General features: G+C 71.5%; 14 protein-coding genes. 2 read left to right on the forward strand and 12 right to left on the reverse strand.

Annotated elements, in window-relative coordinates; all coding sequences use genetic code 11:
* The first annotated feature begins 48 nt into the window (after positions 1 to 48).
* Complete coding sequence (locus AC067M_RS24475) at positions 49 to 597, forward strand: response regulator transcription factor (protein ID WP_478699155.1); 549 nt, start codon at positions 49 to 51, stop codon at positions 595 to 597.
* Between the two features lie 136 nt (positions 598 to 733).
* Positions 734 to 3,811, forward strand: a complete 3,078-nt coding sequence (locus AC067M_RS24480; protein ID WP_478699156.1) for an AfsR/SARP family transcriptional regulator — start codon at positions 734 to 736, stop codon at positions 3,809 to 3,811.
* On the opposite strand, the gene AC067M_RS24485 is transcribed toward AC067M_RS24480, so the two are convergent.
* The 12 genes from AC067M_RS24485 to AC067M_RS24540 form a co-directional block, all read right to left on the reverse strand.
* The gene (locus AC067M_RS24485) at positions 3,801 to 3,953 is read right to left on the reverse strand and encodes a hypothetical protein (RefSeq protein WP_478699157.1); all 153 of its coding nucleotides are present in this window, start codon (positions 3,951 to 3,953) and stop codon (positions 3,801 to 3,803) included. The two genes, AC067M_RS24480 and AC067M_RS24485, sit on opposite strands and share 11 nt — an antisense overlap.
* A gap of 78 nt (positions 3,954 to 4,031) precedes the next feature.
* Positions 4,032 to 5,210: an ATP-grasp domain-containing protein gene (locus AC067M_RS24490; protein ID WP_478699158.1), complete on the reverse strand. Its 1,179-nt coding sequence runs from the start codon at positions 5,208 to 5,210 to the stop codon at positions 4,032 to 4,034.
* A gap of 23 nt (positions 5,211 to 5,233) precedes the next feature.
* Entirely contained in the window at positions 5,234 to 5,719 is a 486-nt protein-coding gene (locus tag AC067M_RS24495) for an SAM-dependent methyltransferase (RefSeq protein ID WP_478699159.1), read from the reverse strand.
* 30 nt (positions 5,720 to 5,749) lie between these two features.
* A complete protein-coding gene (locus AC067M_RS24500; protein ID WP_478699160.1) occupies positions 5,750 to 7,036 on the reverse strand; it encodes an ATP-grasp domain-containing protein in 1,287 nt (428 codons plus the stop codon).
* A 123-nt stretch (positions 7,037 to 7,159) separates the two neighbouring features.
* The gene (locus AC067M_RS24505; RefSeq protein WP_478699161.1) at positions 7,160 to 7,909 is read right to left on the reverse strand and encodes a class I SAM-dependent methyltransferase; all 750 of its coding nucleotides are present in this window, start codon (positions 7,907 to 7,909) and stop codon (positions 7,160 to 7,162) included.
* 4 nt (positions 7,910 to 7,913) lie between these two features.
* Complete coding sequence (locus AC067M_RS24510; RefSeq protein WP_478699162.1) at positions 7,914 to 8,966, reverse strand: OsmC family protein; 1,053 nt, start codon at positions 8,964 to 8,966, stop codon at positions 7,914 to 7,916.
* Complete coding sequence (locus AC067M_RS24515) at positions 8,960 to 10,036, reverse strand: PLP-dependent transferase (RefSeq protein WP_478699163.1); 1,077 nt, start codon at positions 10,034 to 10,036, stop codon at positions 8,960 to 8,962. The genes AC067M_RS24510 and AC067M_RS24515 overlap by 7 nt, the downstream gene beginning before the upstream one ends.
* On the reverse strand, positions 10,033 to 11,517 hold the full coding sequence (locus AC067M_RS24520; RefSeq protein WP_478699164.1) for a radical SAM protein: 1,485 nt from the start codon (positions 11,515 to 11,517) through the stop codon (positions 10,033 to 10,035). Before AC067M_RS24520 ends, AC067M_RS24515 begins: the two co-directional genes overlap by 4 nt.
* A gap of 72 nt (positions 11,518 to 11,589) precedes the next feature.
* A complete protein-coding gene (locus AC067M_RS24525) occupies positions 11,590 to 12,096 on the reverse strand; it encodes an SAM-dependent methyltransferase (RefSeq protein WP_478699165.1) in 507 nt (168 codons plus the stop codon).
* Positions 12,093 to 13,172: a thioesterase domain-containing protein gene (locus AC067M_RS24530; protein WP_478699166.1), complete on the reverse strand. Its 1,080-nt coding sequence runs from the start codon at positions 13,170 to 13,172 to the stop codon at positions 12,093 to 12,095. Before AC067M_RS24530 ends, AC067M_RS24525 begins: the two co-directional genes overlap by 4 nt.
* Before the next feature lie 65 nt (positions 13,173 to 13,237).
* Positions 13,238 to 14,476, reverse strand: a complete 1,239-nt coding sequence (locus AC067M_RS24535) for an MFS transporter (RefSeq protein ID WP_478699167.1) — start codon at positions 14,474 to 14,476, stop codon at positions 13,238 to 13,240.
* Positions 14,473 to 15,234 (reverse strand): alpha/beta fold hydrolase, encoded by a 762-nt coding sequence (locus AC067M_RS24540; protein ID WP_478699168.1) that lies wholly within the window; start codon positions 15,232 to 15,234, stop codon positions 14,473 to 14,475. The genes AC067M_RS24535 and AC067M_RS24540 overlap by 4 nt, the downstream gene beginning before the upstream one ends.
* Positions 15,235 to 15,426: the final 192 nt, after the last annotated feature.

A 15,426-nucleotide genomic window follows, 5' to 3' on the forward strand; every position in this document is an offset into this window, starting at 1 on the left:
GGAGCGTACCGGTATCGATTCGGGAAGGCCCGGGTGGATGGTCCCTACATGCGAACAGCGATATGCGAGCGGCGGCCGTTGGTGCTCATGGGCTTGGCGCACCTGCTGAGCACCCAGTCGTCCTACGAGGTGGTGTTCACGTCGACCGACGCGCTCCCCGGGCAGGGGGACCGGGTCGACGTCCTGGTCGTGGGGGAGAGCCTCGCGGACGACGTTCCGGGGCCGTGGGCGCGGTCCGTCGACGCGGGCGACGGGCCGTGCACGGTGGTCGTACGGGCGGACGCGACGGCCGAGGAGGTGTTGCGGTCGGTGAACGAGGCCGCGGCACGCCCCTCGGCGTCGTCGGTGACGTCGTCGGTGGCATCCGCGGCGTCGGCCGCCTCCGTGGCGGAGCGCTCCGTGGCCGCCGCGCTGTCCCCGCGGGAACAGGAGGTGCTGCGTTTCATCGCGCTGGGCATGACCCACGGGCAGGTGGCGCGCCGGATCGGCATCAGTCACCACACCGTCGACACCTACGTCAAGCGGGTCCGGTCGAAGTTCAGCGTGGGAAACAAGGCCGAGCTGACACGTATCGCACTGGGCTTGATGCCCATGTGAACGGCCCCCGCAACCCTGTGAATTTCGCCGTACCATTCGCCCCGCAAACCTCTTATGATCGCGAGGCGAGGCCCCACCCGGGCCTTCTGCAAGGCCCTCACCTGGGCCTGCTGGATGACGGGGGGACAGGGCATCCATGTCCGAACAGGGAGACGGAGCACTACGGTTCAACATCCTCGGACCGCTCGAAGGCTGGTCCGGGTCGACGCGACTGCGCCTGGGCGGAGCGATCCAGGAACGAGTTCTGACGACCCTGCTGCTCGAACCGGGCAGGGTGGTGCCGGTGGCGCGCCTGGTGCAGGCGGCGTGGGACGACGATCCCCCGGCCACCGCGACGCACCAGATCCGCAAGGCCGTCGCCGATCTGCGGCGGCGGATCCCGGGCGGCGGCGGAGTGATCCTGACCGACGGACCGGGCTACCGGGCGGTGGTGGCCGCCCGTGAACTGGACCTGACGGAGTTCGCCGACCACCTCCGCGACGCGGGCCGGGCCGTGTCCGACAGCAAACCCCGCGAGGCGGTGCAGGCACTGCACCGGGCGCTCGCGCTGTGGCGCGGGCCCGTCATGGCGGACACCGGCACCGCCGTGATCCAGGCCGCCGGCACCGCGCTCGACGAACGCCGGCTCGCGGCCGCCGAGCAGCTCTTCGAGCTGCGCCTCGGTCTCGGTGAGGCCGGTGAACTCATCGGCGACCTGCGCGACCTCATCGCCCAGAAACCCCTGCGCGAGACCCTGCGCGGTCACCTCATGCTGGCGCTGTACCGCACGGGCCGCCAGGCGGAGGCCCTGGAGGAGTACCAGAAGGTTCGCAGGCTGCTCCTGGAGGAGCTCGGTATCGACCCCGGCCCCCGGCTGGGCGAGCTGTACGCCGCGATCCTGCGCGAGGCCCCCGAACTGGCCGCCCCGGGGCTCCGGTTGCCGACGCTCACCGAGCCGACGCCACCGCCCGCCCCCCAGGCCCTGACTCCGGCCGCCGACCGGGCCGAACCTCCCTGCACCCTGCCCTACGACCTCTCCGACTTCACCGGCCGCAAGAGGGAGCTGGACGCGCTGGTCGAGTGCATCAGAGGCGGTGGGGGGCCGGGGCAGCGGCACAGCAGGATCGTGGCGATCGACGGGATGGGAGGCAGCGGCAAGACCTCGCTCGCCGTCCGCGCGGCCCACCAGGTGGCCGCGGACTTCCCCGACGGCCAACTCCAGCTCGACCTGCGCGGCTTCACCCCCGGGGAGTCGCCGGTCTCCCCGGCCACCGCACTCGACGTCCTGCTCAGGGCGCTCGGCACACCGGGCGACCGCATCCCCGACGACATCCAGGGCCGTACCGCGCTGTGGCGCTCCACCCTGGCGCACCGCCGGCTGCTGCTGCTGATCGACAACGCGATGGACGTCGGTCAGGTCCTGCCCCTGCTGCCCGCCTCGCAGGGCTGTCTGGTGCTGATCACCAGCCGGGCGCGGCTCGTCGACCTCGACGGGGCCGAGTGGTTCTCGATCGGCCCGATGTCCCACGAGGACAGCATGCTGCTGATCGAGGAGGTCCTCGGCTCTACGCGCGTGGCGTCGGAGCCGGCGGCGACGGCCGAACTGGTCCACCTGTGCGGCCGTCTGCCCCTCGCGCTGCGCATCGTGGCAGCGCGGCTGCGCAACCGGCCGCGCTGGACCGTGGAGTACCTGGTCGACCGGTTGCGGGACGAGACCCGCCGGCTCGAGGAGCTCAGCGCGGGGGAACGCAGCGTCGCCGCGTCGCTGCGCCTGTCGTACCAGATCATGGACGAGGAACACCGCGTCGCCTTCCGCATTCTGGGCCTGCACCCGGGCGCCGAGATCGACGTGTACGCGGCGGCCGCCCTCCTCGGCACCGACCGGCACGACGCGGAGCAGATCCTGGAACGGCTGCTGGACGTGCACCTGCTGCAGCAGCCGGCGATCGGCCTGTACCGGTTCCACGACCTGGTGCGCAACTTCGCGCAGAGCCAGTGCGGACCCGACACCGCCGAGGACGACGCCGAGGCCGTGCGACGCCTGCTGGACTACTACGTCACCACCACCGAGGCGGCGTGCGAGCTGCTCTTCCGCGGGCGAAAACGCCGTTCCACGGGACTCCCCGCCTACCGGGGCGAGCAGCCGTTGTTCGTGGACGCGGCCCGCACCGCCCACTGGTTCGACCGTGAGCACAACAATCTGGTCGCCGCCATCTCGCTCGCCTACCGCAGCGGCCTGGACCGCCACACGGTGTGCCTCACCCGCAACATCGTCTTCCGGCTCAACGCCCGTGGTCAGTTCAAGGAGTTCAGGGACGTCGGCCGGATCGCCGTCGAGGCCGCGCGGCGGCTCCAGGACGTGGAGCTGCTGGGCGTCAGCCTGTCCAACCTGGGCGTCGCCTGCTGGAAGCTCGGGCACTTCGACGAGGGCCTCGCGGTGGCCACGGAGGCGCGTGACGTCGCCGTCCGCCTGCGCGACCAGCACACCGAGGCCCACGGCGAGTCCACGATCGGGCTGCTGCTGACCGTCCTCGGGCGGCACACGGAGGCTCTGCTGCATCTGGAGCGCGCGATCACCCTGGAGCGGGAGCTGAACATCCCGCGCGCCGAGGCCGAGACGCTCACCAACCTCAGCACCCTGTACGCGCAGTGGGGCCGCTGCGAGGAGGCCGCCACGGCGGCGCGGCAGGCCCTGGAACTGCACCGGAGCTTCGACTACCGCGACAACCACGTGATGGCGCTGACCGATCTGGCCTTCGCGCACATCGGCCTCGGGCAGTACGAGGACGCCCACCAGTGTCTGGAGGAGGCCCGTGCCATGTGCGACTCCTCCAGCCCGCCGGGCGACGTGGCGCTGGCGCTGGCCCTGTCCGCCGAGGTCGCCGAGTGTCTGGGCCGACGGTCGGAGGCGGCGGGCTTCGCCGTCCAGGCGTTGGAACTCGCGCGGGTCAGCGGCAGCCCGACGCGGCAGGCGAAGGTCGAGAACCTCGTCGGCGAGTTCTGCCGGCGAAGGAACGAGCACGAGCGGTCGCTGTCACTCCACGCCCACGCCCATGAGCTCGCCACCGCGATCGAGTACCGCGCGGAGAAGGCGCGGGCACTGAGCGGGATGGCCTATGCGGCGGAGGCGCTCGGGGACCCCGACCTGGCTGTCGAGCACCGCGCGCAGGCGACGGCGCTGCTCGACTCCATGGGCTGCCCCGTCCCTCTGGTCGACGGCCGCCTCAACGTGTGACGACGGTCGGGCCCTGGTTGTCGGCGACGACGTGGTGGGCGCTGTGCGTGTGGCCGACGGACGAGCCGGCCGTCGCGCCCACGCCGAGGACCAGGGCCGTCGTACAGAGGGCGCCGATGAGGGTGGCCAGCATGCTGCGCATGTCTCTCCTTGGTGACCGGTGTTGCCTGGGGTGTGACGCCATGCTGGGCGTGACGCTTCCCGTACCGGTCCCGTCTCGTTACCGCCTCCCGGATCCCGCGCCCGTGCCGTGCGGGGAACGGCCCTCCCAGCGGCGCCGTACGGCGGCGAGCCCCTCGTCGACCTCCTGGTGGGAACCGCCGTGGACGATGACCTCGACGTGCTCGGGTGCGGCCGCGTCGGCGTCCACCACACGGATGTCGTCGACGTGGCGCATTCCGACGATGTCGTTCAGGACCGCCGCCAGGTCCTCTCCGGCGCGGCGCAGGGTCAGACGGGCGAGGGCAGCCGACCGCCCCGGCACCGGACGGCACCGAGGCGACCCGGCCAGCGCCGACAGGACGTCCTCCTCCGGGGCCCGGCCGGTCGCGGCCCGCACCAGACGCCGGATCGGCCGCGCCCCCAACCGTGCCTTGGAGGCGGCGATGCGGGGGCCGTTCGCGGTGACGACCACCTCGGTGTGGGCGGGCCCGGACTGGAGCCCCGCCAGATCCAGCAGGGCCCGTACCGCCGCGCGGATCTCGATGCGGTCCGCCTCGGCCAGGGCCCCGGGGTGCAGCAGCACGGCGTCGGCGTTGCGCCGTGTGGTCATGCCGGTGACCTGGTGCATGCCGTCGCAGGTGAGCGTGTCCACGCTGACCCGGGGTCCGGTCAGGAACTCCTCGACCAGATGTGGCCCGGCGGGAGCGTCGGCCAGCCATCGGTCGAGGTCGCCCCGGTTGCGGATGACGGTGGTCCCGGACGCCCGCCCGGCCTTGACGGCCACGGGCAGGGAGAAGTCCTCGACCAGCTCGCGTACGGCCTCGGCGGTCGTGGCCGGCCGGGCCCTGACCTCGGACACCCGGCTCTGGTTGAGGATCCGCCGCATGAGCGCGGGATCGCGCAGCCTGCGCAGCGGCTCGGCCCGCTGCGGCGCCAGTTCCCGCAGGGCCCGCTCCGCGGCGAGGTGCAGCACCTCCGCCTCGCCCAGGTACACGATGTGCGGGATCTCGTGCGTACGGGCGGTTTTCACCAGGGCGGAGTGCAGGGCGCCCGCGTCGGTGAGGTCCACGGCCACCCGTCGTGCGGTGGACCGCCCGGTGTCCGCGGGGCCCTCGACCGACCAGGTGTCGAATCCCGCGGCCGTCGCCGCCTCCCGTGCGACAGCGTCCGGACACAGCAGGAGGACCCGGTGGGGGTTCTCGCTCACCGGCTCCGGAGTGCACTGGCGACGGGACACGGCTCTCCTCAGTATTCGTGAGGTCAGTAGTAGTGGCGCATGATCTCGGTGGCCCAGCCGGGCTGGGTGGTGTCGCCGCCCTGGGGGCCGAACTCGCTCATGTACGGCTTGATGTCGAGGACGGGCGTGCCGTCGACGGCGTCGAGGCCCTGGACGTGGAGGTCGAGCCCGTCGGTGTGCAGGAGGCGGCAGCGGGAGACGCCGATGCGGTTGGGGCGGTTCTTGCCGCGCTGGGCGAAGATGCCCACCAGCGGCCAGTCGGTGTTGCCGCGCGGGTGGCGGGCACCGGTCTCGATCTTCGCCACGGGGACGCGGTCGAAGTGGTAGACGATCTCCAGGTGGGAGAAGGAGTCCAGGCCGGCCAGCGCGTCCGCGTCGAACCGGTCGGCGTCCAGGCGGATCACGGCCTCGACCTTGCCCCAGTCGTCGTCCTTGACCTCCTCGCGTCCGCCGACCACCCGGCCCACCGGAATCGAGACCACCTCGGCCGAGGCGCTGTTGTCAGACATCTGCCGTGCCTTTCGTCAAAAGATCAATTGTCACGCGGCGCCCGAGCGTACTGCAGGGGCGTGAGCGGCGCCGTACCAGAAGAGTTCCATGCGTTGCTGCAACAACCGCAGTATTTCCCGGAGTTGGGCGTGGTCGGCGGCGCTCCCGTACACCACGCCGAGCTGACCGAGGGTGCCCCTGCGCCAGTCGCCCGCTCGGTCGTCGGGCGCGGAGACGTCGACCAGATCGACCCCGGGGATCTCCTCCAGCGTCTCGAGCAGCGAGAGCGGGCCCGGTGCCAACGACTCCGCGGGAGGGATGAACATGTACTGGAAGACCACCGCCTGCGCTCCCCGCCCCGGCAACGACGGCTCCGGCACCGTGACGGGGAGCCCCAGCGCCATGCGGAGCGCCGCCGCCACCATGTCGTAGCCCGTACGGCGTTGCACGATCTCGGCGACGAACCCGCCCAGCCGCCCGTTGACCTCGATGATCCGGGGCCCGTCGGCGGTGAGCTTGATCTCGGTGTGGGTGACGCCGTGGCGGATGCCGAGCGCGCGCAGCGCCGCCTGTTCGAGCCGTACGACGTCCATGGCGAGGCCGGCCGGGACCGGCGCGGGCAGGATGTGCCCGGTCTCCCGGAACGGCGGGACGAGCGGCGGCTTTCCGGTGACGGCGACGGTGTGGGGTTCGCCGTCGACGACGAGGGACTCGACGGAGACGTAGTCGCCCCACCCCGAGCCCGCGAGCCCGGGGTCGCCCCGCAGGTACTCCTCCAGCACGAAGTCCCTGAGTGCCCTCCCGTCGGTGAACTCCACCAGCCGGCCCCGGCATTCGTCGACGGAACCGACCAGGCAGGTGTCCACGCTGCCCGCGCCGTGGCGCGGCTTGAGCACCGCGGGCGTGCCGGTGACGGCGAGCGCGTCGGCGCACTCGTCCGGGTGCCGCAGCAGGACGCACCCGGTGTCCTGCACGCCGGAAAGCGCCCGGCGCTGGCGGAACTTGTCGGTCAGGGTGTCCACCACCTCGGGGGAGTGGAACCGCAGTCCGCAGTGGGCGGCCACCGCGGCGGTCAGCCGCAGCCGGTGCTCGCTGAAGGTGACGACACCGTCCGGGGACAGCCCCGCCGCCAGCCGGCCCACCTCCTCGTCACCGAGCCCGGTGATGTCCACGACCTCGGCGTGCCCCGCGACCTGACGCAACTCGGCCGCCACCGACGGGTGTTCGGGCTCGCAGAGAAACACGACCCGGCACAGCCCCCTGGCCGACGACAGGATGCGCAGGGGGCCGGCGGAACCCTGGTCGTGGAGGACCAGGAGCGTGGGAAGCGTGGCCATGGCTGCTAGGGCCTTTCGTTTGGATCAGGTCGCAGGGAAGTGACGGGGGCTGTTCGACGCCGGTGAGCGGGGTCTGGTGCGTGCCGGGCCCCGCGTCTGCGGCGTTGATCCAGACGAAAGACCCTAGGCGCGCCGGGCGGTGATGTTCAGCCGGACGTAGTCGACGACCGGCTCGGGCAGGCGGGCGGCGACCGAGTGGACGAAGTCCTCGTGGTCGGCCTCGGGGAGGCGGTCCAGGTGGGAGCCGAGGACCACCGTGGCGAGGTAGCTCCACAGCTGCTCACCGGGCTCGAGGCGGGCCGGGTCGGGCAGCAGGTTGACCTCGATGTCGGTGAACCCGGCGTTGCGCAGCCGCTCGGTGGTCTCCTCGACGCCCGCGAAGTACCAGACCTTCTTCTTCTCGTCGGTGGCGCCCAGCACGTCCTCCACGGCCGCGTTGATCAGCGCCACGTTGCCCTGGCCGCCGCACTCCGCGACGAACTGGCCGCCCGGCCGCAGGTACTGGGCCAGGTTGTCGAACAGGGCGGCGTGGTCGGTGATCCAGTGGAACGTGGCCACACTGGTGATCGCGTCGACCTGGCCGGAGATCGGCAGCGGCTTGGTGAGGTCGGCGTTCACCACCTCGACCCGGTCGAGACGGTCGGCCAGCTTCACCCGGAGCTGGTCGAGCATCCGGCTGGACCCGTCGATCCCGATGACCCGGCCGTCCGGCACCAGGTCGAGCAGCGCGGCCGTGTCACGCCCCGTGCCGCAGCCGGCGTCGAGGACGGTCTCACCGCCCTTGAGGTTCAGCCGGCCGAGGGTGCGCTTGCCCCACTGCTGGTGCGGCAGGGGAAGCGAGTCGTACGTCTTGGCGTCCCATTCACGGGGCATGGTGTTACTCCTTGATGTCGCTGAGGTCGTTCATACGGTCACCGTCGAGCACCAGGGTGACCTCGATGTTGTGGGCGTCCCTGACCAGCCGCAGGGCGTCGCCCTCGGCGAGCCACCGGCGCATCGCCGCCACGGGATCGGCCGCGCCCTCGCCGCCGCCCGCAGAGGGGTCCGCGGGTAGCAACTGCACGAGGATGTTGCGCAGTCCGGCCGGGGCGTCCTGCGCGGAGTAGGGCCCCCGCAGGTCCATGCGTCCGGAGCTGTGCACGGAGACGGGCGGCCCGTCCGGGGTGGGCGCGGCCGCGGCCGCCGCCGTGTACCCGAGGGCCTCCGCCGCCAGCGCGGCCAGCACGTACTCCTGGGCGCTGGGCGCGAGATCGGCGCCGAAGAGCTGCTTGGGCTGGTCGGACTCGGCGTGCACCCCGTCCACCTCGGCGAGCACATGGGTGCCCACCTCCCACATCACCCGGGCCGCGCGCCGCCGTTCCGCCGAGAACGGCTCCGTGCCGGGCGGCTCGGGACTTCCGGTGAGGTGGACGTCCCGCGCGGTCTGCACGACGGCCCTGATCTCGTTGGGCTCGGCGAGCGTGCGATGGGCGCTGCCCCGCTCACCCGCCGCCGCGACCGCCCGCCGGGCCTGCTCGACGGAGACGTCCCCCTCGACGCGCACCTCGTACGACAGCCTGGCCGGGCCGCCGTCCGCCGCGAACTCCACGCACGGCTCGACCTCGACCAGGGCCGGGCCGCATCCCTCGCCGGTCAGCAGCGTGACGACGCTGTCCGCGACGGACGCGCCGAGCGCCACGAGCAGCGAGCCGACCGGGTCGAGACAGTCGGCGCCGCTCGTCGGCCGCCCGGAGGCACCGCAGCGCTGCTCGATCCCGAAGGCCCGCGCGACCCGGGTGGACCCCAGCCGCATCGGCTCGGTGCGTACCCGGCACCGGTCGGGGGACGTGGGCTGCGCCGCCACGCCGATGTTGAGCTGCGCCTCCCACGAGTCCTCACGGATCTGCTCGGCCAGGGCCTGTCTGGCGCGCAGATCGACGCCGTTCAGCATCGCTCTCCTCCGTTACGGTCGTTCTCCGCGAGGCCGTTCTCCGCGAGGCATGCGTCCAGGGCGCGCCTCAGCCCGCGCAGCAGCGCGTCGCAGTCCTCCACGCCCACCGCGAGCCGCACCAACTGCCGTGACACGCCCGCCTCCCGGCGCACCCGCTCGCTCAGGTGCGCGTGGGTGGTGTGGGCGGGCAGCCGGGCCGCGGTGGCGAGCGGTGTTCCGTCGCCGCGGCAGGCGTCCAGCACCGCGGACAGGTCGCGGATCTCGGGCCGGACCTCGAAGGACAGCAGTCCGCCGAAGCCCTCGTGGGTCTCCAGGGCCCAGGGGGCCTCCTCGAACGACGGCCGGTGCACGGCCCGTACGGCGGGGTGGGCGCGCAGCGCCTCGGCGACGCGTTCGGCGCCCGAGCGCTGGGCGGCGAGGCGCAGGTGCAGGGTGGACAGGGAGCGTTCCAGCAGGTGGGCCGCCCAACGGTCGACCTCGCCGCCGAAGCGCGCGCACTGTTCCTGGATCCGCGGCAGATACCGGCCGAGACCCGTCACCAGGGCGGCCCCGACCTCGCCCCAGCCGTCCAGGTAGGGCGAGGTGTCCTCGACGACGACCACGGCACCGGCCTCCAACGGCCGCAACTGGGCCGGTGACAGGTGGGTGTTGTCGACGACCAGGAGCAGGTCGTTCATCTGGGCGTGGATGGCGATGTCGTTGAGCGGATACAGCCGCATCAGCGGGTCGCTCAGGGACTGGGTGTACACGACCTGCGTCGCGGGCTCCACTGCCGCCGTCACGGCGTCCATGTCGGCGCAGTCGACGAAGGTGACCGTGCGGCCGAGACCGGTGAGCTCCTCGGTCAGGACGGCACGCAGCGGGTCGCAGGTCTGGTCGGAGGCGACGATGTGGCCTCCCGGGTTGGTCAGCGCGAGCAGGACGGCCGTCGTGGCGGCCACGGGGCCGGGCACCAGCAGCGCCGTCTCGGCCCCGTGCAGGGCCGCGAAGGCGTCCTCGACCCGGCGCGCGGCTGTGCCGGTGGGGGAGTCGGTGGTGGTCGTGGATGTCGTCGTCTGTCGCACGGTCACCGCCGGCACACGGGCGCGTCGGACAGGCCGATGCGCTGGTGGAAGTAGTGGAAGATGATCTCCTCGTGCAGCGCCTCGCCGTCCAGGGTCGGCTTCAGCGCGGCTCCGTCGTCGACCTTCTCGACCAGTCCGCGCTCCAGCAGCTCGGCGAAGGCGGACGCGAAGGGCTCCATGGTGAGCAGGTCGGCGCCGAAGCGCTGCTTGTAGCGGTCGAGGACGATCGGCTGGTTGGCCTTGAAGTTGAAGCCGAGCGCGGTGCCGATGGCCTTGTGACCGGACAGGCGCCGGCCGAAGTTGAGCGGCAGGCCCTCGTCGCTCTGCATGAAGGAGACGTACTTGCTGATGTCGGTGATGTTGTGCGTCTGGAGGAACTCCTCCTGGTCACCGGTCAGCCAGCCGTAGGCACCGGGACCGTACGCGATCATCGTGTTGTAGTGCTCCCACTTGTTCTTCGACGTCTGCGGGATGTTCCCGCCCTCGTACGTGTCGGGGCGGCTCCACCAGCCGCAGGGGCTCGGGTAGTACCCCCGCTCCAGCAGGACCTCCACGGCCTCCTGGCGCATCGCGTACGTCGACTCCAGGTCGGGGAAGCGGCCCTCGTTGATGAGACGTTGGCGCACGGCCGGGTTGTTCCAGACCGCCCGGTTGCCGATGCCCATCTCCTCGCGGTCGGCGTTGCGCAGCCGGTAGATGGTGATCGTCGGGACACCGAGGTCGGTGAGGATCTCCATGTCGCGGCGCACCGACTCGGGGGTCTGGTACGGCAGGCCGAACATCATGTCGACGTTGAACGGGCAGCCGGTCGCGAGCAGGTTCTTCACGGCCTCCAGGGACTGGGCCGAGGAGTGGCGGCGCTTGGTGAAGTCGTTCACCTCGTCCTGCAGGGACTGCACACCGAGGCTGAACCGGTTGAAGCCCAACTCCCGCGCTGTCTCCAGGTGGTGGTGCTGGAAGTTCTCCGGGTTGCCCTCGATGTTGAACTCGATGTTCTCCGACAGCTCGTAGTTCTCCCGCACGTGCCGCACCAGCGGCTCGATGAAGTCGGGGCTGTTGAGCAGCAGGGCCGCGGTGCCGCCGCCTATGTAGAAGGACTCGATGCGGGCCCGCGGTATCCAGTCGAAGCGGTCGAGGTAGCGGCGGGACTCCTCGATCAGCAGGTCGGACCACAGGCGCAGCGCGGAGTCCTCCTTGCCGCGCGGCACCAGCCGTTTCACGTAGTTGCAGAAGTGACAGATGTAGTTGCACAGCGGGAGGTGGAAGTACAGGTGCGCCGGGTGGCCCGCGCCCGGGAAGGAGCCGTACTCGGCGGCGAGTTCGTCGCTGCTGAGCCGGTCGCCCTCGTTCGACGTGACGTTGATGTTGTACTCGTCGCGCGGGATCTGGAGCTGGGGGTTGCGGTCGAGGAGGCGGCCGAGGTTGAGCTCCAGATCGACCGGGGCGGAGGCCGGGCTTTCGCCGTTGCCGGTGGTGAGGATGGACATGGTGGGTCTCCTTGGCTGTGGACGGCCCCCGGGCCGGCTTGTGGCCGGATGGCGGGGAGAGGGTCGGAAGCGTCAGAAGTAGTAGGCGGACATCGCCTCGTGGAGCCATCCCGGCTCGCGTACGGTCTCCGGGTCCGGCTGGAAGAGCCGCTGGTACGGCTTGACGTCGAGGACCGGGGTGCCCTCCAGCGCGTCGAGGGCACGCACGTGCAGCGTGAGTCCGTCGACGCGGACCAGTTCGCAGCGGGAGACACCCAGCCGGTTGGGGCGCTCCTTGAGCCGCTGGGCGAGGATGCCCAGACGCGGCAGGTCGGTACGGCCCCGGGGGTGGACGGCGCCGGTGACGGTGTCGGACGCGGGGACGAGATGGAAGTGGAAGACCACTTCGAGGTGCGAGAACTGCTCCAGACCGGTCACGGCCTCGGGCTCCAGCACGGTGGGGTCCAGCTCGATGAGCGAGGTGACCTGTCCCCAGTGGTCGTGCTGGGGGACGGTGCGGGGCGAGCGGACGACACCGATCGGCCGGAAACCGTAGGTGGGGCCGGTCGCGGTGGGGCCGGTCGCGTCGCCCGTGCTCACGAGGCCACGCTGTTCACGAGGTCCAGCTGCTCGCGCAGCCGACGGCCCAGGACCTCGACCTGGCCGGGCTCGACCATCGTGAAGTGGTCGCCCGGTACGTCGCACACCACCGCGCGGGCGGCGACCTCGCCCCAGCCCAGGTCCTCGGGGAGCGTGCCGTCCTCCATGGAGCGGTCCATCACCCGGAAGACGGTGACCGTGCCGTCGTAGGGCTTGATCCGGTAAGCGGCGAGGGCGTCGAGGTTGAACCCGTACATGTCGATCATGCGGCGCAGCCGGTCGGCGTCGAAGTCGGCCGGCATCGTGCCCGCGGCCACGGCACGCCGCACCAGCTCCGCCGCCCGGGTCTCCGGGTCGAGGCCGCGCAGCCAGTCGATGTCCAGCTCCAGCTTGAGGCCGCGCCACAGCAGCGCGCGCAGGGCGAAGTCCGGGTCGCCGCTGGGCTCGACGGTGATGCGGGTGTCGAGCAGCCCGACCAGTCCGACGCGCTCACCGCGTTCCCTGAGCCGGCGGGCGGTCTCGTAGGCGAGGAGGCCGCCCATGGAGTAGCCGATCAGGTTCCACTCGGCGCCCTCCGGGTGGACGGCGGTCATCTGCTCGATGAAGGCCTCGGAGATCTCCTCGATCGAGGTGAGCGGCTCCTCGCCCGGCAGCAGACCGACCGACTGCACGGCCCAGAACGGCTGGTCCAGGCCCATGGCCCGGGCGATGGGCGGGTACAGCAGCACCGTCCCGGAAACCGGCGGCAGGGCGTAGACCGGGCTGCCGCCCGAGCCGACCTGGATCCGCACCAACTGGCCCGGGCGGTCGGCGGTCCCGCGGCGGACGATCTCGGCGAGCTCCGCGACCGTCGCCGCGGACAGCAGGTCGGCGGCGGTGAGATCGACCTGGAAGAGCCTGCGCACCTCCACGGTGAGCTTGATGGCGAGCAGCGAGTGACCGCCCAGCGAGAAGAAGTCGTCGTGAATGCCGACGTCACTGCGGTTGAGCAACTTGCGCCACACATCGCACAGTTGGAGTTCCACCCCGTCGCGGCCGACGCCGCTCGACGGCACGGTGGATTCCCGGTTGACCATCGTCTTCCCCCATCAGGTGGTGTTGTACGGGACCCTGGTGTCGGTCCGGGATCGTCGATGCGTCCTCAGCCGGCGGTGAGCGGGGCCGGATCGGCCGTTCCCGCGCCGGCCTGGCGGCTCTGCGCCCAGCGCACGGCCGGTGCCATGGCCAGCCCGCCCGCCAGGAACACCGCGCCGAGCAGCAGCCAGCCGGGCGTTCCCCAGTCGATGAGGAGCAGGGTCAGCGAGACCGGCCCGAACATCTGGACCGCGGCGATCCCGGTGTTGAACAGGCCCTGGTACTGGCCTTGTTTGTCGGCGGGGGCGAGTTCGTAGCCGATCAGCCAGGAGCCCGCCGACTGCACCATCTCGCCGTAGACGTGCAGCGCCGCGGCCACCACCAGCACCGCCGTCGCCGTCACCGCGCCGCGGCCGGCCGACAGGGCGAAGGCCGCGCAGGAGGCCAGCAGGACCGCTCCCGCCACCCGGAAGGCGCGGACGGCCGGCTCCAGGGCGTCGATCTTCTTGGTGACCGGCACCTGCAACGCGACGACCGCGAGGGTGTTGAACAGCAGCAGGGCGGCGGTCAGCGAGTGCGGTGCGTCGGTGTGCAGCGAGATCCAGAGCGGGAGGATCACCTCCAGGATCGGGATGTGCAGCAGCATCACCATGTTGATCAGGGCGAGGACCGCGTACGGGGTGTCGCGCAGCACCGCGAGCCGCGGCTCACCCGGAGCACGGTCCGGCGACGGCGGCACGGCGGGCAGCCGCAGAAACAGCAGACCGCACACCACGAAGCTCAACGCGTTCCCGGCGAACGTCAGTTGATAGGCCGCCTTGGAGTCCCACAGCAGGGCCAGACCGCCCAGCGCGGCACCGGCCGACACCCCCACATTGGTGACCACGCGGATCTTGGCCCGGACCCGCACGAGGCTCTCCCCGCTCAGCACGGCCGGGATCAGCGCCTGCCGCGCCGCGTGCGCGCCCCGCTCGAACAGCGCGTACAGGAAGGCGATGACGACGAACAGGGCGTACGAGTCGGTCGTGAGGTACGCGGCGGTGGCGAGGCCGGCCAGCACCAGCAGCGCCGCCGAGGTGCCGCGCGGCCCCTTGCGGTCGGCGAGGTGACCGAGGGGGACCCCGGCGAAGAGGCCCGCGATTCCGGCGATGCTGAGGCCGAGGCCGAGCTGGGCCGGTGAGAAACCCACGATCCGGACGAAGTAGAGCGCGGAACACGTCAGGAAGACGCCGTTTCCGAGGGCGTTGGCGAGCTGCCCCAGCACGAGGGTGCGGGCGGGCCCCTCCTCGATGAAGGAGGCTTTCATGAGGTTTCTTCCTCCTTGGGGATCTCCTGGCGGATCGAGGAGACGTGGTCCCGGTAAAAGTCGCGCATGGCCGAGGTGATCTCGTCCGTATTGCGATAGCAGTCGGCGTGGGAGCCCTTGATGAATTCCATGCGGAAGGAAGCGCTGTTTCTGCGCGAGAGGCGTTCCCGTTCGTCGGCCAGGATGTTCCGGCTGTCGGCCGCGGCCAGGACCAGGACGGGAATTCCCAGCCGCTCCAGCAGATCGGGAAGGTGTCCGAAGTCGTAGGTCCAGCGCAGCAGACTTCCCTCGGCCCACTCGTCCGCCACGTGCAGGTCGGGGTGCGCGTCGAAGGACTGGTCGATCACCACCAGGCTGCGCACCCGGGAGGCGGCCCAGGTGACCGCCGAGACGGCCGCCACCAGCCCGCCGTACGAGTAGCCGACCAGGTGCAGGTCGCCGGGCAGCACGTCGCCGAAGCGGTGCAGGTCGGCGGCGAAGTCCAGCACCGAGTAGCCCCAGTCGGGCCGGTGGCTGTCGCCGTGGGCGCGCAGGGAGGGGTGGACGGCCACCGAGCCCTCGGGGCACAGCGCGTCGCCGACCGGCCGCAACTGCCCCTTGTCGCCGCCGAAGCCGTGCAGCAGCAGCATGCTGCCCGGCGCCCCGCCGGCGCCGGGCAGGCCGGGGACGACGTCGTGGTCCAGCAGTTCGATGCCGCTGCCGTGTCCCGCGAGAAGTGGTTCGGGAAGAATTCGTGCTTCCTGTGGGAAGGCCCTCATCGAAAAACCCCTTCGAGAAACGGCGACCGCGGCCCCAGTAAGATTCGCGACCGATTGGCCGGAAAGTCAACGTCGGCCTCCGTCCCCGGAACCGGGTACGTGACACCAGGTATGAGGGGCCCGTATATCTGCTGAGGGCTGCTGCGATTTCCGTCGCCCGGCGTCTTCCGCACCTTCTTCCGCACCTTCTTC

This window comes from Streptomyces sp. NPDC043427 (genome assembly GCF_056436655.1).

Excerpts from the sequence above, each read along its gene's own strand:
- AC067M_RS24505 (WP_478699161.1), bottom strand. The coding sequence starts at position 7,909 with ATGCCCCGTGAATGGGACGCCAAGACGTACGACTCGCTTCCCCTGCCG.
- AC067M_RS24535 (WP_478699167.1), bottom strand. The coding sequence starts at position 14,476 with ATGAAAGCCTCCTTCATCGAGGAGGGGCCCGCCCGCACCCTCGTGCTG.
- AC067M_RS24480 (WP_478699156.1), top strand. The coding sequence starts at position 734 with ATGTCCGAACAGGGAGACGGAGCACTACGGTTCAACATCCTCGGACCG.
- AC067M_RS24530 (WP_478699166.1), bottom strand. The coding sequence starts at position 13,172 with ATGGTCAACCGGGAATCCACCGTGCCGTCGAGCGGCGTCGGCCGCGAC.
- AC067M_RS24475 (WP_478699155.1), top strand. The coding sequence starts at position 49 with ATGCGAACAGCGATATGCGAGCGGCGGCCGTTGGTGCTCATGGGCTTG.
- AC067M_RS24520 (WP_478699164.1), bottom strand. The coding sequence starts at position 11,517 with ATGTCCATCCTCACCACCGGCAACGGCGAAAGCCCGGCCTCCGCCCCG.
- AC067M_RS24500 (WP_478699160.1), bottom strand. The coding sequence starts at position 7,036 with ATGGCCACGCTTCCCACGCTCCTGGTCCTCCACGACCAGGGTTCCGCC.
- AC067M_RS24485 (WP_478699157.1), bottom strand. The coding sequence starts at position 3,953 with ATGCGCAGCATGCTGGCCACCCTCATCGGCGCCCTCTGTACGACGGCC.
- AC067M_RS24540 (WP_478699168.1), bottom strand. The coding sequence starts at position 15,234 with ATGAGGGCCTTCCCACAGGAAGCACGAATTCTTCCCGAACCACTTCTC.
- AC067M_RS24510 (WP_478699162.1), bottom strand. The coding sequence starts at position 8,966 with ATGCTGAACGGCGTCGATCTGCGCGCCAGACAGGCCCTGGCCGAGCAG.
- AC067M_RS24495 (WP_478699159.1), bottom strand. The coding sequence starts at position 5,719 with ATGTCTGACAACAGCGCCTCGGCCGAGGTGGTCTCGATTCCGGTGGGC.